Genomic DNA, 20993 nt, shown 5'->3' on the forward strand with positions numbered 1-20993 from the left:
TTTTTAGCGAAATAAAGTATTTAATGTTAAACATTAAACTACTTCAATATATCCCTGTTCTAATTATAGAACAGGGATATATTGGCTTTACATTTTTTAATTAAATAAACTCATTGGATTTTGACAAGAAAATAATTAATATAGATTTGAATTCTCATTCGGAAAGTATGTTTTAATCTTCTTAATGCTCTTTCATTTTTGTCTCAATTTTTGTTTTCAAATCAGTGGATACTCGATTGAAATACTCCAAAACGATCTTCCTAATATCATCAGATATACCTTTCAAATCATTAGCTAAATTTTCAGCAAGATATTCTTTTTCTATTGGTTTTAACTGCGTATAAAATTCACCAGCCTGCGTAAAGTCATTCTGTTTCGTTATAGGAGCTCTTTCAAGTTTACCTTCAACATACCTTCCATCACCGCTTGTTATTTGATTAGCAGGTGTCCAATTTTGCTGTTGGTTAATCGCTAATTTTCGAAATTCGGGTCCAATTCTTCTTCTTTGAGAATCGCTATAAATGTTAGCACGCCCTTGCAACATTTTATCATCAGATAGTTCTGCACCATCTAGTAAATTAGAAGGGGAGAAGGCGACTTTTTCTACTTGTTCCATATAATTTTCAGGGTTTTTATTTAATACCATTTTACCGACTGGTATAAGAGGGTACATCTTTTCATCCCATACTTTTGTATCATCTAGCGGATCATAAGAAAGATGTACTTCATCTTTTGGATCCATGAGCTGGACATATAAACCATACTCCACTGATTTACCAGCCTCAATTGCATCATATAAATCTTTCCCACTATAATCTGGATTTTCAGCAGCTAGTTTAGTAGCTTCCTTACTAGTAATGAATTGTACACCTTCAAAAGGATACCAATGATACTTTACGTACTTTCGATTGCCTTCAGCATTTCTCCAAACGTATGTATTTACACTATGTCCTGGGATGTGACGAAGACTTTTTACCGTACCGACATTAGAGTATAAACGGACAACAAAATGAATGGATTCGGGTGCTCTAGCGACAAAATTCCAAAATCTATCCGGATCTATTAAGTTATTTTTAGGTGAAGGTAACAACGCTTTAATCGTTTCAGGGAAACGCATCGGATCACGAACGGAAAAGACAGGAATGTGATTACATAAAAGATCGAAAACGCCTTCTTTTGTATAAAATTTTGTGGAAAAGCCGCGTACATTTCTAGAAGTATCTGGTGTTCCTTTCGTACTAACAGCTAACGAAAACCGTACCATAACAGGAACTTTCTCATTAGAATGTTGTAAAAAAATTAGCTTTGTATGTTCAGACATCGGATAGATCGTTTGAAAATAACCGAATGCTCCAAAACCTTTTACATGAACAGGTCTTTCTACAATTTTTTCATGTATAAATTCTTGTAACGTTTCATGCAGTACACTATCTTGCTCTAGTACGGGTTCACGTGAACCAACTGTTTGAGAGTGAAGTTTAGCTGGTTCAGTAAGTTCTCGATGTTTATTAAAGTCTTCTTCTAATAATTCTTTCCTATGTTTATCATATTTTTCATTCATCGATATAGCCTCCAAATTTTTCGTCGATTGTTACTAAATATGATTCTATAGTCCTAATTATGTATGACATGCAAAGTAACATACCGCTAGATGAAAAAAACACATATGTAGTGGACCTGTTGAAATAGAAGAAATTATGGAAAAATGAATATCGGGAAGAGAAAGCATACGTTTTACTAAAAAGATGGAAGAAAACCACTATTAAAATTTCAATCTTAAAACTTAATTTATAAACGATTATATAGAGAATGAACGTTAAAAAAGGAAAAATAACTAGGAGGAATTTAACATGTCGGATTGGTTTCAATTAGATAAAGAATATATGATGTCTACATATTGTCGTACAGAGGTTGCAATGGAAAGAGGAGAAGGATGTAATCTATATGATGTAGATGGTAAAGAGTATTTAGATTTATTTTCTGGCGTAGGAGTAAATGTATTAGGATACAATCATCCTAAAATTGTGCAAACGACAATGGAGCAAGTTACGAAATCGTTGCATCTTCCATTTCACTTTTTAAACCCAGTTGCGATTGAGTATGCAAAGAAATTAGTTGAGTACTCTTTAAAAAACGGCAAAGTATTTTTTACAAACTCTGGTACGGAAGCGACAGAAACAACGTTGAAATTAATTGATAAATATAGATCTATTACGAATGAAGAGCGAGAAGGTGTCGTTGTGCTCAAAGGTAGTTTCCACGGGCGAACGTTAGGGGCACTTCATTTTACGAGACAAGAAAATGTATATCAAAGTTTCCCTAAAACATCTATTCCTGTATACGAAGTAGAGCGTGAGAATATAGAGCAATTAGAAGAAACAATTTTAAATGAAAAGCCTATTGCAATTATGTTAGAGCCTGTATTAGGAAGTGGCGGGATATATCCTTTATCAAGTGAATATTTATATGGTGTTCAACATCTTTGTGATAAGTATAATGTACTGCTTATCGTTGATGAAGTACAAAGTGGTATGGGTAGAACGGGGAAATTGTTCGCTTATCAAAATTCTAATATTACACCGGATATTATTCAAATTGGTAAAGGCGCAGGAGGAGGGATACCGCTAGGGGGAATTATTGTAGGTGAAAAGCTATGCGATGTATTTTCACCAGGAGATCATGGCACAACATTTGCTCATTCATCAATGGGAACAGCTTTAGGTTTAACGGTATTAAATACATTACTTGATGATGGGTTAATGCAAGAAGCTTATGAAACGTCACTATATTTGAATGATAAACTGCAAGACATTCAGAAAGAAAATTCTTATTATATTCAGGAAGTGCGTCATGCGGGGATGATGTTTGGGATAAGTGTGAATGACACGAATGAAAATGTGAAGAAATTACAGATTGAGCTAATGAATAAAGGAATGTTAGTCGATGTAACACAAGGGAATATTATTCGATTACTTCCGCCGTATATTATTACGAAAGAGGAAATTGACACATTCACTTATGAGTTTATTTCCTGTGTTCATAGCATAGCAGCTACAGCAAGTATTTAAAAAAATATAAAAAAAATATAAAAAGCTGAAGAAGGCGCTAAAATAGCGCCTTCTTCAGCTTTTTAAAATAGTAAATTACTTAACATAGAGAGCATCTCATTGGACAAATAATTAATTATGTGAAACAATAATAACAGATAAGGAGACATTAATTTTCCTTAAGTGCTTCGAATTAATTTTATTCAATAAGAGAAGGTGTGCTTAAAGAAGTTAAATTAAACAAGGAGCTGTTTTATTATATGCAACAAAATAATGATTTAAATTTTGAACCTCAAGACGTTAATATTGTCAATCCTAAACAAGCCAGGAAAGCAGTGGTTGCTACTGGTATAGGAAATGCAATGGAGTGGTTTGACTTCGGATTATACGCGTATTTAGCGGTAATTTTAAGTCAATTATTCTTCTCAGGTGTTAATAATAGTGGTTTGCAGCTTGTACTTACATTTGGTACATTTGCAGCGGCCTTTCTCGTTCGACCAATCGGAGGTGTATTCTTTGGTAGAATAGGAGATAAGTATGGCCGAAAAATCGTATTAAGTACTACTATTATTTTAATGGCACTTTCTACATTATTCATCGCATTACTACCAACCTATGAACAAATTGGTGTATGGGCACCAATACTACTTTTAGTTGCCCGAATGATTCAAGGCTTCTCTACAGGCGGCGAATATTCAGGAGCAATGGTTTATATCGCAGAATCTTCTCCAGATAAAAAGCGTGGTATACTCGGTAGTGGTCTTGAAATTGGAACACTCTCAGGTTACATTGCTGCTTCGGTAATTGTTACCATTTTAACGTTATTGTTAACAGATGAGCAAATGCTCAGCTGGGGCTGGCGTATTCCTTTCTTAATAGCTGCACCAATAGGCTTGGTCGGTTTATATTTACGCCGTCATTTAGATGAATCTCCCATCTTTGAAGAGATGGAAAAAACACAAGAGGAATCTGAAGACAATGAACAATTTTCATTTATGGATATTATTAAATATCACAAAAAAGACTTCTTATTAAGCACAGTAATTGTCGCCTTCTTTAATATTACGAATTATATGATTCTTTCGTATATTCCTTCTTATTTAACTCAAGTACTTAAAGTCAAAGAAACAACTGGCTTATTAATTATTTCGATTACGATGGCACTTATGATTCCATTGGCACTTTATTTCGGTAAATTAAGTGATAAAATTGGTAATAAACGCGTCGTGCAAATTGGTTTACTTGGTTTAAGCGTATTTGCAATTCCAGCATTTTTACTAATAGGTAACGGACATATTGCAGCTATATTTGCAGGTATTTTCGTATTAGGTTTCTTCCTAAGTGTGTATGAAGGAACACTACCTTCGTTATTACCATCACTCTTTTTCACCGATGTACGTTATCGAGCACTCTCGATCTCCTTTAATATTTCTGTATCTATATTCGGTGGAACAACACCGCTCGTATGTTCATACTTAGTTCATGCAACCGGTAATCCGCTCGCACCAGCATTTTATTTAGCAGGTGTAAGTATAATTGGATTAGTCGTATTTAGTGTACTATTCGTTACAACATCAGGACGTGCGCTAAAAGGTTCATATCCTACAGTAGAATCGAAAAAAGAAGCACGCCAAATCGCTAAAGAGGATCCGGAAGAAACACTTTGGTGGCATGAAGAATCTTTAGAAATTGAAGCAGGAAAAAAAGCATAATTTGTGAAAAGCAACGTGGACTTTTACAAAAAGACTCCTAGTTTAATAGGAGTCTTTTTGTATACATCATTTTCTCTTTTTCTTCAAACTCTTCTCATATGCATAAAGCTTATAAACCTCTTCCTTAAATTCATTCAGAAGTACAGTGTTTTCACCATTTGAATAACGTACTGCATTATACGCATCTATAATAATATGCCTCTGAATATGTATACCTTCATCATCATGAATTCTTTCTAACCATGCTTCAACTGTTTCTCCTCGTTCCCGGTTTAAAGGAGGGGATAATTTACTTTCCAGTTTGAAAATTTCTTTTCGAATTTCATTATGTGGTGGTTTGTATCGCTTCATTCGTTTTTGGCCTATTCCTTCTTTATCAGTAATAATTGTAGATTCAAAGACAGGAATATTAGGTAAACTTAAATGTTTTCGATGTTTTATTATTTTCCAAACGATGTAAATGGCGATGGCGGTACAGACTATTATGGTAATGCTATTTATAAGAATTGGATCAAAAGGAAGGGGCTCCAAGTCATCTTTAATAGTAGGATCTTTTAGATTCCCTTTATTCGACCAAAAATCATCTGTTTCTTTTAATGCAGCTGCCGAAAATAACGGATTGATAGCGTATCCGAATCCTAACGCAACAACTTGAACGATATAAGAAAAAACAAGACGAATATAAGGGAATACCGGAATAAGTAAAGCACTAATTGTTCCAATAGCAATAATAGAAGTAAAACGTAATAGCTGTTGATTACGATTTGAACCTGTTTGCCAAAATGTAATCATAATGTGTAAAACTAATAATAATAATTTCCATAACGGTGGAAAAGGGGCATGAAATATAGCTGTAAAGACAAACCATAAAATACCGCCTAACGACTTTTGCACCGGATACCCAGGTCCGATTGCATGTACGATAAAGAAGAAAAGTGGTAACATAATTGTGCCAAAAAGAGAAAAAGGTAGAGTGAAAGAGCAACCGATGATTTGAATAATTAATAGTATTACAAACCCTGTCGTTCGTTTCTTCATGAATTTATGAATAAGAAGTACTCCAATATAGCCTGTTGCTAAAAATAGAGCAATAGCAACAAATTCATCTCTTTCTGTTAATAACGAAAGGAGGAGAAGCAGAATAAAGTCATTAACGTGATAGAGCCAAGTTTTCAACTGTTTCCACCATCCCTTCATTATTTATGAGAAATGTAGGTTGCGTTAGAAGAGGGAGGTCATTCTTCTGTATACCGATGTAAATCAGCGTAGACGAGCGTTCTCTTTTTCTCGTTACATAGTGAAGAAATCCTTGTTTTGGAAGAAGTGTACTATCATCTGAAATACGTGCCAATTCCTCTAATGCTTTCCCGTAATGCATTTGTCCTTCGTTTAATGGTAAGTGCAGAGGGCCACCTTCTGCTAATACACTAATAAACAATTCAAACGGAATTTGCTGCTTCGTTGCGTACTGGCAAATATATGTTGCATATGAAATAAGTTCTTCTACATTATCTCTCCAACCAAACCCGCGATTAGCAGCTAAAGATAGACAAATCGTCCAGCTATAATTTTTTACTGGTTCATATTGCTTTGCTTGTAATTCCTGCATTTTAGCAGATGCTTTCCAATGAATAGAGCGGAATGATTCACGCTCATATCGTTTCACACCGATAATAGATGTTTCATCATTGTAAAAAGAAAAATTCGTTCGATATGAACCATTTAATAGTTGCTGAAGTTCTTGCAAACCTGCTACTTCTTTAGGAGAAGGATACACAATAATTTCGGTCTTTAATTTATCAAAAACAGGTAAATGTACATTCAATTGATGAAATGGATCTTTTAATACACATTCGAACTGTTCAATTTGAAACACACCACGCTTCGTCGCAGTTAATGTTAAATCCCATTTTTGCGCTGAATGTGCAGGTTGTGAAAATGGAAAGGAGAATAATGTCTTTGAAATTTGTTCAATTCCTTGATCTTTATGCGGTATAAGAGATGAATGTAAATGAAAATAACAAACCCCATTCACGAGTGGTATGCTTGCTCCATTTTTTAAATGAATAAAAAATTGTCCAGTTTCATCAGGAAATAGCCGAGTCGTCTGTTTCTCATTTATAACTTGAAACTTTTTCTCTATGAAAGCGACGTATTTATAAATGAAAATCGCAAATAAATAATAGAAGAAAAAGAGAAACATAAACATTCGTTGCGGGAAAAAGAATGTGAAAAGTAACGCGACTGGCACAGTTAATTGAATAATATGAAGCTGGAAAAATAAAGGTACAGTTACAACGCGTTGACCATTCATGCTTGTTCAATCTCCACAGGTACATCAACTTCTTTTAAAATCCTTTGCATAATTTCATTTTTTGTCGTGCGTAATGCACCTTCCATTGATAAGACGATACGGTGATTCCAAACAGAAGGAACTAAAAATTGAATATCTTCAGGCGTACAATATTCTCTGCCACGTAAAAAGGCTAATGCTTGAACTGCGCGCACTAAAGCTAAAGTGGCACGTGGGCTTACACCGTTAGCAATGTAATCGTGATTTCGAGTAGCTTGCGCAAGTTTAATTATGTAATGTTCTAACGGTTCTGATACGAAAATTTCTTTTACTTGTTTCTGCGCTTCTAAAATGTCTTCTAAAGAGATAACAGATGTAACACTTTCTAATGGTGTATCGTTACGAAAACGTCGCATCATTTGTAACTCATCTTCTGGGGCCGGATAACCAATTGCAATTGTCATTAAAAAGCGATCGAGCTGTGCATCAGGAAGAGGGAAAGTTCCTTGTGATTCAATCGGATTTTGCGTCGCAATAACAAAGAACGGTTTCGGAAGAGGAGTAGACTGTTTTTCAAGCGTTACTTGTCGTTCTTCCATTGATTCTAACAAACTAGACTGTGTTCTCGGCATTGCACGGTTAATTTCATCTGCTAGTAAAATGTTCGTCATAACTGGTCCGAGTCTTAATTCGAATTCGCTTGTTTTTGGATTGAAATATTCAATACCTGTTACATCACTCGGAAGTACATCAGGGGTAAATTGAATACGAGAGAAATTACCACCAATACTTTTTGAAATTGTTTTCGCCAGCAACGTTTTCCCGGTACCAGGCACGTCTTCAAGCAGTACATGTCCATCAGCAAGTAGAGAAACGAGTAGTAGATCAATAACATTTTCTTTACCAACAAACACACACCCTATATTTTCATTTAATGTATGAATCATATGTATCATTCCTTTCATTATAAAAGAGTTAATGTTTCTATATTTTAACAAATTATTCTGAAAATAGGTATGATTTTTCAATTTAAAGAAATGGATATTTAATTATTAAATTATACTTGTATATTTTGGAATATGATTATACAATATCGTTATACGATGTATCGTTAGTCGATATATCATAAGACGATGTATCGGAGGTAGGTATAATGAATGTAAAAGCACAAAAATATATTCCGTTAACAGAGGCGACGTATTACATACTTTTGTCATTAGTGAAACCAATGCACGGATATGGAATTATGCAAATGGTGGAAGAGATGACAAAAGGGGAAGTAAGGCTCGGTCCTGGTACTTTATATGGGAATACGACGAAGTTACTAAAAGAGAAGTTAATTGTTGAAGTGGCCTCTACAGATAGAAAGAAGTGCTATGAGTTAACGTCGTTTGGGAGAGAAGTGTTAGAGCTAGAATATAACAGGTTACAGAGATCTGTAAGAAATGGAAACAGGATATTAGGGGAGTGAATGGAAGATGGGGATAAAGAGGATATTCAAACCTTTCGCGGTATGGAGTTTAGAAAAAGAAGAAGACTTTTTAAGAAAAATGCATCAAAAAGGTTGGGCTTTACAAAAGTATAATGTAATGTATACGTTTAAGAAAACTGAGCCGAAAGATGTAGTATATAAAGCGGATTTTAGATTGGATTATAAAGACTCAAAAGAAAAACAACAAGAATATATTGATATATATGAAATGTGTGGATGGAAACATGTAACGAGTTTTGCAAAATGGAATTATTTTTGTAAAGAAGTAGAAGAAGAAAATGAGTTGCCTGATATATATTCAGAAAAGGATACGAGGATACAAAAACTAAATGAGTTATTACTATTCTTTGTAATTGTGTTTGTAACGATAATGCCAACGTTTTACTTATGTTTTCTTGGACCATCAGAATCTAGAATTCCTTATATATTTAAAGGTATGGTAGGGTTTATAGGTTGTATGTATTTATATATATTTATTAATATAACTTGGAAGATTAAACAGTTGAAAAAGGAAATATTGTAACAAAGAGTGGAATTATTAAAGAAGGGGGATATGGGAATTATCTTCTTTAATTCTTATATATTTTTATTTTTGTTCGCTATTTTTTACACAATAAAAATATGTGTATTCAAGGTATAGAAAGAACAATTGTAGATGGGAGAGGAGATATCCCGTAACAATACCTAAAAAATCATAAATAAGGAACTACTGATTAACAATATTTTATCCCGCATTAACGGGCAGTAAGACCCCCAACTCAAAATTCAGCGAAAGCAAAAAAGTTAGGTGGGGGATCAACTACCCGTAAAATCCCGATTGGTGAAGGCTAATAATCAGTGGGGGATGAACAAAACCTCCACTGATTAAAGTTTCACTTTATGAGAAAGACTGATTTTGAGCAGGTTTAATAAATTGTTCAGGGTTTTCAACAAGTCCGCATACAGCGCATTGGACTCGGTATGTAGGTCCTTGATAAGCCATATGAAAAGCATTCATCGTTTCATTAGTATACTCTTCTTCTACTTGACCAGTTTGAGGATTTAACTTTACTGGTTTTACTTGTTGCTCAAGAATGTTAAAGCGAGTACGATTTGTTTTACAGCTTGGACAAAGCATTGGTTCCATATGTATACACCTCCATTTGTAGCATTTCTTAAACAGTATAATTTTATGCAAGTAAAAAAACTTTCTCAATATAAATAGGTGTTTAAAGTATTTAAAATTCAGAAAAAATAAAATATAATAAAAGTACGAACTGGTTATGTCCAAACCAAATCTCCTGTTTTATGCCAATAAGCTGGGAGGCCGAGAAATCGGCCTCATTTTTTTATGTTCATTTGTAGGAAGAACAAGGTTTTTTTGTAGTTTTTGTCGAATTTTTAGGGATGAATACAAAAGGGGGATGTAACATGAATTTAAAAATGAAATACATCATTTTATATGTAGAAAAGTTTGAAGAATGTTTAAGATTCTATAAAGATACTTTACAGTTACCTATAAAAGCTGAGCATGGTACATATATTGAATTTAATACTGGATCTACAATATTAGCGATGAATACACGAGAAGACGTGAAAGAATTAACAGGACTACCGCTTACAGAAGGTGAATTACAATCTTCTCACTTCGAATTAGGATTCGTAGTTGAGAATGTACAAGAAACAATTGAGCAATTCAGAGAGCAAGGCATTAAAGTTTTAGTTGAGCCAATTGTGAAACCGTGGGGACAAACAATTGCCTACATTGCTGATCCAGATGGAAATTATATTGAAATTTGCAGTTCATTAGAATAGAGGGAGAAAAAGAGATGGAATTTCCGAAACTAGAAACTGAACGTTTACTTTTAAGAGAACTTACACTATTAGATGCAGAAATGATGTTCCAATATTTTTCGAAAGAATCTGTTATACGATATTTCGGAATGGATTCTTTCGAAAATATTGAGCAAGCGAAAACAACGATTCAAACGTTTAAAAATCGTTATGAAGAAGGCAATGTGTTTCGCTGGGGAATAGAGAAAAAAGGGACGGACCAATTAATCGGAACGTGCGGATTTCATTTAATTAACAATCATCATAAACGAGCTGAAATTGGTTATGAATTAGATGATATATATTGGGGAAAGGGATATGCATCCGAAGCATTACAAGCCATCTTAACTTACGGATTTGAAAAGCTGCAACTTATAAGAATCGCAGCTGTCGTATATGTAGAAAATAAGGCATCTCAAAAATTGCTAAAAAAAGCAGGGTTTCAAGAAGAGGGATTACTTCGAAAACATATGATTCAAAATGGAGTTGCTCATGATACCATTTTATTTTCTTTATTAAAAGAAGAGTGGAAGAAGCAATGAGTACGAGTGAAATTATAAGTATAATGAAGAAACATAAAGAAAACCGATTCATTATCGGAATAGATGGTTTAAGTCGTTCAGGAAAAACAACATTCGCAACAAAATTAAAAGAAAATATGAAACAAGAAGGCATTCCGTTTCATATTTTCCATATTGATGATCATATAGTGGAGCGTAATAAACGCTATCATACAGGATATGAAGAATGGTATGAGTACTATTATTTACAGTGGGATATTGCATACTTGCGGCAGAAATTTTTTCAAAAGTTACAACATGAAACGAAATTGAAATTGCCTTTCTATTATGATGATACCGATTCATGTGAAATGAAAAAAGTCCAGATCCCTATTGTAGGTGTAATTGTAATTGAAGGAGTTTTTCTACAGCGAAAAGAATGGAGAGATTTCTTTCATTATATGGTGTATTTGGACTGTCCAAGGGAAACAAGGTTTCAGCGTGAAAACGAAGAGACACAAAAGAAACTTTCAAAGTTTCAAAACAGGTATTGGAAAGCAGAGGAGTATTATTTAGAAATGGAATTGCCGAAGGATAGGGCGGATTTAGTCATACAATGATTCGAAAATAGAAGGGTGAATACAATGAATATTTTGTGGGATTTTGATGGGACGTTATTTGATACGTATCCTGCATATACGAAGATGCTTTCTGAAATATTAGGTGATACAGTAGATGAACAAGAAATATACAAAAACTTGAAAATATCATATTCTCACGCAATTCATTATTATAATATTTCATGTGAGCAGGAAGAAAAGATTAAAATTTTGAAGAAGAAATTCACTCCAATAGATATGAAGCCTTTTGCTGGCGTCGAAGAGGTTTTGAAATTTGCAGATAAAAATGTAATCATGACCCATAAACATAAAGCAGGGGTTATGGAAATTTTAAAATATTACGGATGGGACAAATACTTCGTCGATATGGTTACAATTGACGATGGTTTCCCTCGAAAACCGAATTCTTTAGCGTATAATTATTTACATAAAAAGTACAATATTGATTTAGCTATTGGAGATAGAGAGTTAGATTTATTACCGGCAAAGGAATTAGGTATTTCAACATGCATGTATCAAGGGATTTGTGATGTAGCGGATTATTCTTTGGCACATTACTCGGAATTTTTTAAGGTAGTGGTTGATAGAGAGGTTTCTTTATAAATGGTTTGAAAATAACCTCTACTTTTCATACAAAAAGTAGAGGTTATTTTCTATGTTTTGTATGTAGTAGGTTAATTATTTCAGAAGCTTTTTCAAGAGCTTTATTAGTTTCTTTAAAAAGATTGGCTGTATAGGTTATTCATGGTACACCTGCATATACATTAGTAGAAGAAAATTTATTTTCGTTAGTTTCAAATTAAAATAAGATTTTTAATAATGGAGAGGGGTTAAGATATGGACTTTCAAAAAATGTTTAAAAAATATCGAGACGACCATCAACATCCAATGAATAAATTTTTTCACTTTATTGGTATTCCTACGATTATCATTTCTATATTCATTTTATTCGTGAATTGGAAATTAGGGCTATCACTATTTATATTAGGATGGATTTTTCAATTTGTAGGTCATGCAATTGAAGGTAAGAAGCCGACTTTCTTATCAAACCCAGCATATTTGGTAGTAGGTCCAATATACTTTTTTAAAAAAGTATTAAAAAGAAATTAACTCAATAAAAGCACTATAGGCGGTAAAATAAAACTAAATTATGGTTATTCGTGCTAGTATGAAATCATAGCTATACAGAAGGGGGGGGTATGATGAAAATCGAAATAGTCTCCAAAAAGAAGTACAGTATAATAAGCTATATATCTTTACTTATCGGAATTTTATGTCTTTTATTCGTTTTTATAACGCCAACGAGGATAGCGAATGTGGGTAATATAGTGGGAGATTATATTACCATTGCTCTTACAGGTGTAGGTATCATACTTTCCATAATTATAATGAAGAAAAAAACAGAGAAGAAGGGGATAGGCATTCTTTCATTCATACTGTCCTCATCATTTTTTATATTTTGGATCATCACGATTATCTTATTGTTTACTGGTCAAATTAATTTCGCACCGTAATATGCAATAAAAAGAGTCCTTCATGTGAGAAGGACTCTTTTTATTCGGTATCTTCAGGTTGATATTCTAAAATATCCCCTGGTTGGCATTCTAATGCTTTACAAATTGCTTCTAAAGTTGAAAATCGAATCGCTTTTGCTTTTCCGTTTTTCAAAATAGAAAGGTTAGCCATTGTAATTCCAACCTTCTCCGAAAGCTCTGTTACACTCATTTTTCTTTTCGCTAACATTACATCAATATTAATTATTATTGCCATATTATTCACCTCAGACCGTTAAATCATTTTCTGATTTTATATTAATAGCATCTTTTAATAGTCTTTGGAGAACGGCAGCAAAGACAGCGATAACCAATGAAGCAAAAATCATAATCATTCCAATAATAATAATGCCCGGGGCGTCATCTCTCTCTGCCACGAGATAGAAAAGTGGCATGCCTAATACATATAATACACTAATTGTTAATGCACTGTTCTTAATATTTTTCAACGATTTTACAGACAATTTTGAGAATGCGTTGTTTTTGTCAATATAGTTTAACAGCTTAAACGTTTGGTACAGTGCGAAATAGTAAGGTATTGCTGTTGCGTATAAGTTGATAAATACAAGATATTTAATATATGCAATATCAGGATATAATTCTGCAGCGAAATTCCCTATTTTAGGAACTAAAAAAATGCACATAGCAAGAACAGGAATTCCCATAAGAATAACAGCCGTCTTTAAAAAGAGTGTTGATCCTTGTTTCATAAAAAGCACCTCATTTAATTATTATCTATATAATTTAACATGTAATTTATTGTTTAACAATAAATTTTTATTTCATTTAATCGTGTTTTTATTGATAAACAAATTTTTATATGATGAAGAGAATAATGACACTTTAATAGTAGAGAATATAGGGCTGTGACATATAACATTAGTTAATTAATGAACGAAAGTGACGGTAATTGTTGTTAGCTTTATGACAATAGGGAACTAATAAAAAAGAACATATATAAGTTTTGTATAAACGTAATGGGAAATTGGATCTTGTATATAAATGAATGTAAAGTTTATGGAGGAACAAAAATGATGAAATTGAGTAAAAAAGTGAAGGGGATATTATTAGTATCAACTGTAACATTAAGTGTATTAAGTACTGAAAGCATGATGAATGATCAGGCGGCCGAAGCTAAGGTGGAACAAGTAGAGCATCAACCAAAAAATATAATTATGATGGTTATGGATGGAACGAGCTCTTCAGCAACAACGTTAGCTCGCTTGTATAAAGGGGCACCGCTTGCATTAGATGAAATCATAACAGGAGGTGTTCGCACATATTCAGCAGAATCCGCTATTACAGACTCAGCCCCAGCAGCTACAGCTTTAGCAACAGGGAATAAATCAAATTCAGGATATGTAGGTGTATTGCCATCTATTGTGAATTCACCTAGCTTAAAACCAATTAAAGAAGAGGAGAAGCTGCGGCCAGTTGCGAACGTTCTAGAAGGTGCAAAGCGCTCTGGTCGCGCAACTGGAATTGTTGCTACATCTGAAATTCAACATGCTACACCTGCTGGGTTCTCTGCCCATCATGCTAACCGCAAGCATTTTGACATAATTGCGAAGCAGCAAGTGTATCAAAATATAGATGTCGTATTAGGCGGGGGAAAAGCAGCACTACAGTCTGTGAAAAGAAATGGAATCCGTAAAGATGGTGAAGATTTAGTTAAAGTGATTCAAGATAAAGGATACGACTTAGTTGAAACAAAAGATGCATTATTGAACTCTAAATCTGATAAAATTTGGGGCTCTTTCTCACATAATGCCCTTGCGTTCGATATGGATCGTGAAGTAACAAATCCAGAGCAACCAACACTTTCTCAAATGACGGAAAAAGCAATTCAAACATTATCAAAAGATAAAGATGGCTTCTTTTTATTTGTAGAAGGAAGTAAGCCAGATTGGGCAGCCCATGCGAATGATCCAATTGGGATTATTAGTGATGTATTGGCATTTGATAATGCGGTTGCAAAAGCATTAAAATTTGCGAAGAAAGACGGTAATACGATGCTCATTGCTGTAGCTGACCATGGCAACAGTGGTATCTCTATTGGCAATAGGAATACGACAAAGGGATATAATACTAAACCTGTATCTGCATACATTGACCCATTGAAAAAGGCGAAAATGACACTTGAAGGGACTACAAATAAACTGAAATCTGATTTATCAAATGTAGAAGGTGTAGCTAAACTATACGGTTTGGATAATCTAACTCATGATGAAAAAGAAAAATTAAAAGCGGCAAAAAAGAAAATGGATGTAGGTCGAATCCTTACTACGATATTGGCCAACCGTGCAAATATTGGTTTCACGACAGGAGGACATACAGGTGAGGATGTATTCTTATACTCTTATGGACCACAAAAGCCATCAGGTTTAATCCAAAATACAGACATTGCGAAGACGATGGCGAAAGCAATGGGCTTTAACTTAGAAGAAGTAACAAATAAAATATTTTTAGAGAGTGAACAAGCCTTTAAGAGCATTGGTGCCACTGTATCAATTGACAAAACGGATATAGCAAACCCAGTGCTTGTAGTAAATTATAATAAAGTGGAAGCTCAATTAAGTGTTAATAAAAATATAATTCGTATTAATGATAAAGAGTATGAATTAGGAAGTATTATTGTAGAGAGTAATGGGAAGTTCTATGTATCGGAAGAAGCAATTCAATTATTTGTAAAGCATTCTCGTTAAAAAATTGCCAACTAGTTAACCTTGCTAAGCGAACTGGTTGGCAATTTTATTGTGTTTTGTCCTGTAAATAGTGATGTTTGGATGCTGCCGTAAAATTTTCCGGATGAGACTTATATAAATGCAAAAGGGAAATTTTATTTTTTTCTTAAAATAAAGAATTTCGTTTGTGGAACAGTCTATCCGCAACTTTATCAATATGAAGTTTATGAAAAAGAACACGCCATTCAACCTGTATACTGGGGTGATTATATACGACATAATGTGATTCAACGCAGAGTATATAATCAACAGAAGCAGTTTATAGAAGATCAATGTGTAACGGAGAATCACGCTATAATGATGTACGAACCATTTTTAGTTTGTAAAAATGAAAATAGTGAGTAATATGGTAAACGCATAGATTATATAGTATAGAATGTATGTAATTCTTATTTTTATCAAAAAAGTATAAATCCTAAATTTACTTGGTTTTCATTGGAATGAAAATAAGAAACACAGATGTGAAAAAGCACTGTGTTTTTTTATGTATTTATTGGAAAAAAACTCGAATTCTCGGCACAAATGCTCCTTCTTTCTTATTATAGAAGCTATTTTGGACGTAAGAAATTTGTAAGAAATGAGTAAGAAAAAAGAGATGTGCATTGTATAAAATATTTATTATATCTACACATAACACCTGATACTAATAGTATGCTATAATATAATTAGCAACATACAGGAAAGGAATTAGAAAAATGACCTTACAAAATACTAAAAATTTAAAAAAACAAGTTGCTCCTTTTGAAAAATCAACGATAAAAAAAAGTGTTTGGCAACTTATCAACACCATAGTTCCATTTATTATTTTATGGTACCTTGCTTATAAAAGTTTGTCAGTTTCTTATTGGTTAACATTAGTTCCATCTTTGTTAGCCGCTGGATTTATGACACGAATTTTCATTATTTTTCATGATTGCACCCATTATTCCTTTTTTAAAAGTCGACGTGCAAATAGAATAGTTGGGACATGTATGGGTGTTTTAACTTTATTCCCATTTGATCAATGGGGGCATGAGCACTCCATTCATCACGCTACAAGTGGTAATTTGGATAAGCGAGGTACAGGAGATATTTGGACGCTTACAGTAAATGAATATGTAGCAGCGCCATTTAGAATCCGTTTAGCATATCGTTTATACCGCAACCCATTTGTTATGTTTGGATTAGGTCCGATTTATGTTTTCTTGCTTAAAAATAGATTTAACCGAAATGGTGCAAGACAGAAAGAACGTATGAATACTTATTTGACGAATATATTAATCGTTGCTTTAATAGGGGTACTTTGCTGGGCAATCGGATGGCAATCGTTCCTTTTCGTACATGGTACTATATTCTTAATAGCAGGCTCAATAGGTATTTGGCTGTTTTACGTACAGCACACATTTGAGGATTCTTATTTTGAAGAGGATAAAGATTGGGAATATGTGAAAGCGGCAGTGGAAGGAAGTTCTTTTTATAAGCTTCCAAAAATTTTACAATTCTTAACTGGTAATATTGGATTCCATCATGTTCACCATTTAAGCCCAAGAGTACCTAACTATAAACTAGAAGAGGCACACAATAATACGCTTCCGTTAAAAAATGTACCAACGATTACGCTTGCTACAAGCTTACAATCACTACGTTTCCGTCTTTGGGATGAGAAAAGTAACAATTTTGTTAGCTTTAAAGATGTCAAAAATATAATTAAAAATAATGTTTCTGTTCGAGTGAAATCTGAACTATAACTTCATCGCATATGAAAAACTCCCCTTAATCATTTTTGATTTAAGGGGAGTTTTTGTTTAAATAATAGATGATTGATGAGGAGGGGATTGCAAATTGTAATTACGAAAGATTAGGAAATGTCGTTAAGGATAATTGATTCTCGTTTAAATGAAAATGATGAAGTGAAAATAGAGCCTGCTACAAATTTGCAACAGGAATCTATTATGGATAGCCGAAGACATCGGCTGAACGAAATTATCCGTTATCTTAATAGCGAATGATTACAATCGACTATTTCTCCCAAAGCTCGATGAGTCGTCCTTCAGGATCTTTAATCCAAATAAACTTTCCAAATTCACTAACCTCTTCTTTCTTTTCAAGAGGTATACCAATTTGTTCAAGATGCTGAATAGTCTCATGTAGATTATGTACTTGGAAATTTAACATCACTTGTTGTTCTGTTGGAAAATAGCTGTCATTTTCGGTAAAGAAAGAAAAGATAGTCTCAGTGCCTAATTGGGGTTTAATTCTAGTCCCATTCCAATTTTCTATTTCAATCTTCAATACTTCGCTGTACCATTTTTTTATAACATCAATATTTTTAGTTCTCCAAAATATTCCTCCGAATCCTTTGATCATCTTATATAACTCCTGTCTATTTTAAAATTTTTAATGTGACGTAGTATAAATTTAATATATCAAAACAAAGTGGTAATAGTAAGGAAAAGCATCAACTTATGAACAATAAAAAATAATAATTGCTAACAGCATTTCCTACATTAATTATACCGACATCATCTTTGAAACCAAAGTAAAGGAATGTAGCAATACTGACCCGTTTGAGGATAACACTTGAACGCAAAAACCTCCTGAACAATTCAAAACACGAAGTGCTATAAATAATCATTTCAATAGTATAGAAGAAATAGGGGAATTGTTCCTGAGAAAATGAAAGAACGATAAAAGACAGCACATGAAGTAAAATCCATGTGCTGTCTTCTCTGTATCGTACAGTATTACAAAGTTTCGCTAATTTTAGTTTCGTTATGAGTATTAGTGGCGATTTTTTTCTTAATCTTAAAGTGATAGTACGTGTAGCAAAAGATGATAAATGGTACAGTACAGTAGATTCCTAGTCTTTGATCGGGGATAAAGATAAGACTTACTAATATAATGCCATACAATCCAAAACCAAGAATGGGTACAAGTGGATAAAGTGGAGTTTTGAATTTTAAGTCTTCTAATTTTCCACCTTCAGCTAAATAGCGTTTACGGAAAAAGAATTGAGAAACACAAATTGACATCCAAACAATGATTGTAATGACTCCAGAAATTGAAATAAGCCATAAATAAACCGTTTCAGCAGCTACCACGCTTGTCAAAAGAGAAAAAGCAGAAATAGCTATCGTCATGATTAAAGCGTTTAGTGGTATTCCTCGTGATGATAATTTCTTTAAAAAGGCTGGCGCCATTTCATTTTTTGATAATGACCAAAGCATGCGAGTTGCGGCGTACAGTCCTGAATTTGCGACAGAAAGAACAGCAGTAAGAATGACAAAGTTCATAATATCAGCTGCATACGGAATACCGATATTATCAAAAACAGCAACGAATGGGCTCTTTGTTAATCCTGCTTCTTCCCAAGGAATTAAAGCTACGAGAACAAAAATTGCTAAAACGAAGAAAAACATCGTGCGCCATATAATATTTCTAATAGAACGAGGCAAAGTCTTTGCTGGATCTTCACTTTCACCAGCTGCGATTCCGACAAGTTCTGTACCTTGGAAGGAATAATTGACTGTAACCATTGTTAATAGGATAGCGGCAAGTCCATTTGGGAATAAACCACCGTGATTTATGAAATTTGAAAATAGCGGGGCTGGTTCGTTTCCTTTTAAATCAATAAAACCGAACATAGCGGCGCCGCCAAGAATAATGAAAGCGATAATGGCAGATACTTTAATGCTTGAAAACCAAAACTCTGTTTCTGCATAACTACGAGCAGATAATGCGTTTATAGTGAATATGGTAACACCAAATATTAAACACCAAACCCAGACAGGAATATCAGGAAACCAGCGCTGCATCGTAATTCCGGCAGTTGTAAATTCAAGACCGGTCGTATTCGCCCAGCTTAACCAATACAACCATCCGATTGTAAACCCAGTTGCAGGATTAATGAACTTGGTGGCATATTCCTGGAAAGAACCTGAAACAGGCATGGCTACAGCAAGCTCACCAAGACATAGCATAACGAGATACATTAATAATCCACCGGCCATAAAGGCAAGTACGGATCCGCCAGGTCCAGCTTTACTTATAATAAAACCAGATCCGTTAAATAACCCCGTTCCAATCACACCACCGAGTGCAATCATGAATAAATGTCTACTTTTCATTGTGCGCTTTAATTCATTGTTTGTATTGTTTACTTGCGTCATTGTTTTCCTCACTTTCAAAATTGGTAGTATGAAAATTGATGTTTTTCCGTATTATGGAATGTATTCCGTGATGTGAAATATTGTTCTAATTTTCAGATAATTAAAAAGAAAAGTCAATATTTTTTTGTTTGCGTTTTCAAAATGTTGATAGCGTATCTTTTGTTTATTTTGAAAATTAAATAAATTGATTGATTTCAGTTTGAATTTTTGATAAATTGATAGTTAATTAGGCTAAACATACTACAAGTAAAGTTGAGGCGAATTATGGTACAGTCCATTGATCGAGCGATAAGTATTATTAAGCTATTAAATTCTACAAATGAAAAAGAGTATTGGGCTATTTCTGATATAGCTGATGGAACACATCTTCCGGTTAGTACAGTACATAGATTACTTAATTCTCTAATGGAGCATGGGTTAGTTACACAAATTTCAGAAACAAAGCAGTACAAGATTGGGCCAATGTGGATGGAAATAGGATTACGTCAATTGGAGAAGGTAGACTATAGATCTGTTGCAAGGGAAGTGATGAAGCGATTGGCCGCTGAAGTGGAAGAAAGTGTCTATTTGAACATTCCAAATGGAACTCATTCTATTATTATTGAAAGAATTGATAGCCCTTTAAAAATTCGGGTTATCGATAACTTAGGGGAACAGATTCCACTTTCGATTGGCGCCGCAAATAAAACGATGCTTGCCAATATGAAAACGAATGAAATGGAATACATTGTAGAACAATTACTTTCTTCTTTACCAGAACAAAAGCAAATTCTTCTTAATCAAATAAAACAAATAGAAAATGAAGGATATGCTGTAAGTTATGGTGAAAAAACAGAAGGGACAGCTTCAGTAGCTGCACCTATTATCGGATTCAATCATAAAGTAGTAGGAGCATTAAGTGTTGGGTTAATTAGTCATCGTATTAATGATGATCGACTATCTTTTCTTATTAGTAAGGTAAAAGAAGCAGCTCATGAAATTTCAATAAAAATCGGCAGTACATCAGAATTATAATTTTGATAACTGTCGTTATTTTTTATTCATATATTGGAATTGATTTTCATAATGCGGA

At 33.7% G+C, this 20993-nt stretch carries 23 protein-coding genes and 1 pseudogene; 15 read left to right on the top strand and 9 right to left on the bottom strand.

The annotated features are described in order from the left end of the window. Positions 1 to 181: 181 nt before the first annotated feature. Entirely contained in the window at positions 182 to 1561 is a 1380-nt protein-coding gene (locus JDS81_RS07500; protein ID WP_097954294.1) for a catalase, read from the bottom strand. A gap of 289 nt (positions 1562 to 1850) precedes the next feature. Here JDS81_RS07500 and JDS81_RS07505 point away from each other — a divergent pair, with 289 nt between their 5' ends. After that, complete coding sequence (locus tag JDS81_RS07505; RefSeq protein ID WP_097954293.1) at positions 1851 to 3068, top strand: aspartate aminotransferase family protein; 1218 nt, start codon at positions 1851 to 1853, stop codon at positions 3066 to 3068. Positions 3069 to 3307: 239 nt separating this feature from the next. Next, the gene (locus JDS81_RS07510) at positions 3308 to 4759 is read left to right on the top strand and encodes an MFS transporter (protein WP_097955118.1); all 1452 of its coding nucleotides are present in this window, start codon (positions 3308 to 3310) and stop codon (positions 4757 to 4759) included. Positions 4760 to 4825: 66 nt separating this feature from the next. On the opposite strand, the gene JDS81_RS07515 is transcribed toward JDS81_RS07510, so the two are convergent. Genes JDS81_RS07515 through JDS81_RS07525 form a run of 3 tightly spaced genes read right to left on the bottom strand, consistent with a single transcriptional unit; the run spans position 4826 to position 7999 of the window. Then, on the bottom strand, positions 4826 to 5935 hold the full coding sequence (locus JDS81_RS07515; RefSeq protein WP_097954628.1) for a DUF4018 domain-containing protein: 1110 nt from the start codon (positions 5933 to 5935) through the stop codon (positions 4826 to 4828). After that, positions 5910 to 7073 carry a DUF58 domain-containing protein gene (locus JDS81_RS07520; RefSeq protein WP_001014404.1) on the bottom strand — a complete coding sequence of 388 codons (1164 nt, stop codon included), beginning with the start codon at positions 7071 to 7073 and terminating at the stop codon, positions 5910 to 5912. Before JDS81_RS07520 ends, JDS81_RS07515 begins: the two co-directional genes overlap by 26 nt. Continuing rightward, the gene (locus tag JDS81_RS07525) at positions 7070 to 7999 is read right to left on the bottom strand and encodes an AAA family ATPase (protein ID WP_097954629.1); all 930 of its coding nucleotides are present in this window, start codon (positions 7997 to 7999) and stop codon (positions 7070 to 7072) included. The genes JDS81_RS07520 and JDS81_RS07525 overlap by 4 nt, the downstream gene beginning before the upstream one ends. A gap of 206 nt (positions 8000 to 8205) precedes the next feature. Here JDS81_RS07525 and JDS81_RS07530 point away from each other — a divergent pair, with 206 nt between their 5' ends. Both JDS81_RS07530 and JDS81_RS07535 read left to right on the top strand, forming a co-directional pair. Next, positions 8206 to 8523 carry a PadR family transcriptional regulator gene (locus JDS81_RS07530; RefSeq protein ID WP_097954630.1) on the top strand — a complete coding sequence of 106 codons (318 nt, stop codon included), beginning with the start codon at positions 8206 to 8208 and terminating at the stop codon, positions 8521 to 8523. A gap of 7 nt (positions 8524 to 8530) precedes the next feature. Next, the gene (locus JDS81_RS07535) at positions 8531 to 9067 is read left to right on the top strand and encodes a DUF2812 domain-containing protein (RefSeq protein WP_097954631.1); all 537 of its coding nucleotides are present in this window, start codon (positions 8531 to 8533) and stop codon (positions 9065 to 9067) included. Between the two features lie 354 nt (positions 9068 to 9421). Here JDS81_RS07535 and JDS81_RS07540 read toward each other — a convergent pair whose 3' ends face one another. Beyond that, a complete protein-coding gene (locus JDS81_RS07540; protein WP_000433610.1) occupies positions 9422 to 9670 on the bottom strand; it encodes a hypothetical protein in 249 nt (82 codons plus the stop codon). A 284-nt stretch (positions 9671 to 9954) separates the two neighbouring features. Here JDS81_RS07540 and JDS81_RS07545 point away from each other — a divergent pair, with 284 nt between their 5' ends. From JDS81_RS07545 to JDS81_RS07570, 6 genes are all read left to right on the top strand, one after another. Beyond that, positions 9955 to 10338, top strand: a complete 384-nt coding sequence (locus JDS81_RS07545) for a VOC family protein (protein WP_001049858.1) — start codon at positions 9955 to 9957, stop codon at positions 10336 to 10338. 14 nt (positions 10339 to 10352) lie between these two features. After that, a complete protein-coding gene (locus JDS81_RS07550; protein WP_000395622.1) occupies positions 10353 to 10898 on the top strand; it encodes a GNAT family N-acetyltransferase in 546 nt (181 codons plus the stop codon). Continuing rightward, complete coding sequence (locus JDS81_RS07555) at positions 10895 to 11476, top strand: kinase (RefSeq protein WP_097954632.1); 582 nt, start codon at positions 10895 to 10897, stop codon at positions 11474 to 11476. The genes JDS81_RS07550 and JDS81_RS07555 overlap by 4 nt, the downstream gene beginning before the upstream one ends. A 24-nt stretch (positions 11477 to 11500) precedes the next feature. Continuing rightward, on the top strand, positions 11501 to 12079 hold the full coding sequence (locus JDS81_RS07560; RefSeq protein ID WP_097954633.1) for an HAD-IA family hydrolase: 579 nt from the start codon (positions 11501 to 11503) through the stop codon (positions 12077 to 12079). Positions 12080 to 12313: 234 nt separating this feature from the next. Next, positions 12314 to 12586, top strand: coding sequence for an Mpo1-like protein (locus JDS81_RS07565; RefSeq protein ID WP_000347329.1), 273 nt, complete (start codon positions 12314 to 12316; stop codon positions 12584 to 12586). Between the two features lie 92 nt (positions 12587 to 12678). Beyond that, positions 12679 to 12990 (top strand): hypothetical protein, encoded by a 312-nt coding sequence (locus JDS81_RS07570; protein ID WP_097954634.1) that lies wholly within the window; start codon positions 12679 to 12681, stop codon positions 12988 to 12990. A gap of 40 nt (positions 12991 to 13030) precedes the next feature. On the opposite strand, the gene JDS81_RS07575 is transcribed toward JDS81_RS07570, so the two are convergent. Together JDS81_RS07575 and JDS81_RS07580 are read right to left on the bottom strand one after the other, a co-directional pair. Next, positions 13031 to 13246 (bottom strand): helix-turn-helix domain-containing protein, encoded by a 216-nt coding sequence (locus JDS81_RS07575; protein ID WP_000974611.1) that lies wholly within the window; start codon positions 13244 to 13246, stop codon positions 13031 to 13033. Positions 13247 to 13256: 10 nt separating this feature from the next. Then, positions 13257 to 13739 carry a DUF2975 domain-containing protein gene (locus tag JDS81_RS07580; protein ID WP_016108654.1) on the bottom strand — a complete coding sequence of 161 codons (483 nt, stop codon included), beginning with the start codon at positions 13737 to 13739 and terminating at the stop codon, positions 13257 to 13259. A 321-nt stretch (positions 13740 to 14060) separates the two neighbouring features. Between JDS81_RS07580 and JDS81_RS07585 the strand changes: the two genes are divergently transcribed. The 4 genes and pseudogenes from JDS81_RS07585 (at position 14061) to JDS81_RS07600 (ending at position 17761) form a co-directional block, all read left to right on the top strand. Further along, positions 14061 to 15734, top strand: coding sequence for an alkaline phosphatase (locus JDS81_RS07585; RefSeq protein ID WP_097954635.1), 1674 nt, complete (start codon positions 14061 to 14063; stop codon positions 15732 to 15734). 171 nt (positions 15735 to 15905) lie between these two features. Then, a pseudogene (locus tag JDS81_RS07590) lies at positions 15906 to 16118 on the top strand (VanW family protein); the annotation flags it as partial. 350 nt (positions 16119 to 16468) lie between these two features. Further along, a complete protein-coding gene (gene desA, locus JDS81_RS07595) occupies positions 16469 to 17500 on the top strand; it encodes a Delta(5) desaturase DesA (RefSeq protein WP_097954636.1) in 1032 nt (343 codons plus the stop codon). A gap of 117 nt (positions 17501 to 17617) precedes the next feature. After that, positions 17618 to 17761, top strand: a complete 144-nt coding sequence (locus JDS81_RS07600; protein WP_000058621.1) for a hypothetical protein — start codon at positions 17618 to 17620, stop codon at positions 17759 to 17761. Between the two features lie 10 nt (positions 17762 to 17771). On the opposite strand, the gene JDS81_RS07605 is transcribed toward JDS81_RS07600, so the two are convergent. Continuing rightward, positions 17772 to 18119 carry a VOC family protein gene (locus JDS81_RS07605; RefSeq protein WP_097954637.1) on the bottom strand — a complete coding sequence of 116 codons (348 nt, stop codon included), beginning with the start codon at positions 18117 to 18119 and terminating at the stop codon, positions 17772 to 17774. Between the two features lie 377 nt (positions 18120 to 18496). Continuing rightward, positions 18497 to 19921 (bottom strand): amino acid permease, encoded by a 1425-nt coding sequence (locus JDS81_RS07610; RefSeq protein WP_097954638.1) that lies wholly within the window; start codon positions 19919 to 19921, stop codon positions 18497 to 18499. A 264-nt stretch (positions 19922 to 20185) separates the two neighbouring features. On the opposite strand from JDS81_RS07610, the gene JDS81_RS07615 reads away from it, so the two are divergent. Next, positions 20186 to 20935, top strand: a complete 750-nt coding sequence (locus JDS81_RS07615; protein WP_000250754.1) for an IclR family transcriptional regulator — start codon at positions 20186 to 20188, stop codon at positions 20933 to 20935. Positions 20936 to 20993 lie beyond the last annotated feature (58 nt).

The organism is Bacillus cereus group sp. N31 (assembly GCF_016483245.1).
Lineage (GTDB): Bacteria > Bacillota > Bacilli > Bacillales > Bacillaceae_G > Bacillus_A > Bacillus_A toyonensis.

Coding starts and splice junctions, on each gene's coding strand:
- JDS81_RS07500 (WP_097954294.1), bottom strand. CDS start 1,561: ATGAATGAAAAATATGATAAACATAGGAAAGAATTATTAGAAGAAGAC.
- JDS81_RS07505 (WP_097954293.1), top strand. CDS start 1,851: ATGTCGGATTGGTTTCAATTAGATAAAGAATATATGATGTCTACATAT.
- JDS81_RS07510 (WP_097955118.1), top strand. CDS start 3,308: ATGCAACAAAATAATGATTTAAATTTTGAACCTCAAGACGTTAATATT.
- JDS81_RS07520 (WP_001014404.1), bottom strand. CDS start 7,073: ATGAATGGTCAACGCGTTGTAACTGTACCTTTATTTTTCCAGCTTCAT.
- JDS81_RS07525 (WP_097954629.1), bottom strand. CDS start 7,999: ATGATTCATACATTAAATGAAAATATAGGGTGTGTGTTTGTTGGTAAA.
- JDS81_RS07530 (WP_097954630.1), top strand. CDS start 8,206: ATGAATGTAAAAGCACAAAAATATATTCCGTTAACAGAGGCGACGTAT.
- JDS81_RS07535 (WP_097954631.1), top strand. CDS start 8,531: ATGGGGATAAAGAGGATATTCAAACCTTTCGCGGTATGGAGTTTAGAA.
- JDS81_RS07540 (WP_000433610.1), bottom strand. CDS start 9,670: ATGGAACCAATGCTTTGTCCAAGCTGTAAAACAAATCGTACTCGCTTT.
- JDS81_RS07545 (WP_001049858.1), top strand. CDS start 9,955: ATGAATTTAAAAATGAAATACATCATTTTATATGTAGAAAAGTTTGAA.
- JDS81_RS07550 (WP_000395622.1), top strand. CDS start 10,353: ATGGAATTTCCGAAACTAGAAACTGAACGTTTACTTTTAAGAGAACTT.
- JDS81_RS07555 (WP_097954632.1), top strand. CDS start 10,895: ATGAGTACGAGTGAAATTATAAGTATAATGAAGAAACATAAAGAAAAC.
- JDS81_RS07560 (WP_097954633.1), top strand. CDS start 11,501: ATGAATATTTTGTGGGATTTTGATGGGACGTTATTTGATACGTATCCT.
- JDS81_RS07565 (WP_000347329.1), top strand. CDS start 12,314: ATGGACTTTCAAAAAATGTTTAAAAAATATCGAGACGACCATCAACAT.
- JDS81_RS07570 (WP_097954634.1), top strand. CDS start 12,679: ATGAAAATCGAAATAGTCTCCAAAAAGAAGTACAGTATAATAAGCTAT.
- JDS81_RS07575 (WP_000974611.1), bottom strand. CDS start 13,246: ATGGCAATAATAATTAATATTGATGTAATGTTAGCGAAAAGAAAAATG.
- JDS81_RS07580 (WP_016108654.1), bottom strand. CDS start 13,739: ATGAAACAAGGATCAACACTCTTTTTAAAGACGGCTGTTATTCTTATG.
- JDS81_RS07585 (WP_097954635.1), top strand. CDS start 14,061: ATGATGAAATTGAGTAAAAAAGTGAAGGGGATATTATTAGTATCAACT.
- desA (WP_097954636.1), top strand. CDS start 16,469: ATGACCTTACAAAATACTAAAAATTTAAAAAAACAAGTTGCTCCTTTT.
- JDS81_RS07600 (WP_000058621.1), top strand. CDS start 17,618: ATGTCGTTAAGGATAATTGATTCTCGTTTAAATGAAAATGATGAAGTG.
- JDS81_RS07605 (WP_097954637.1), bottom strand. CDS start 18,119: ATGATCAAAGGATTCGGAGGAATATTTTGGAGAACTAAAAATATTGAT.
- JDS81_RS07610 (WP_097954638.1), bottom strand. CDS start 19,921: ATGACGCAAGTAAACAATACAAACAATGAATTAAAGCGCACAATGAAA.
- JDS81_RS07615 (WP_000250754.1), top strand. CDS start 20,186: ATGGTACAGTCCATTGATCGAGCGATAAGTATTATTAAGCTATTAAAT.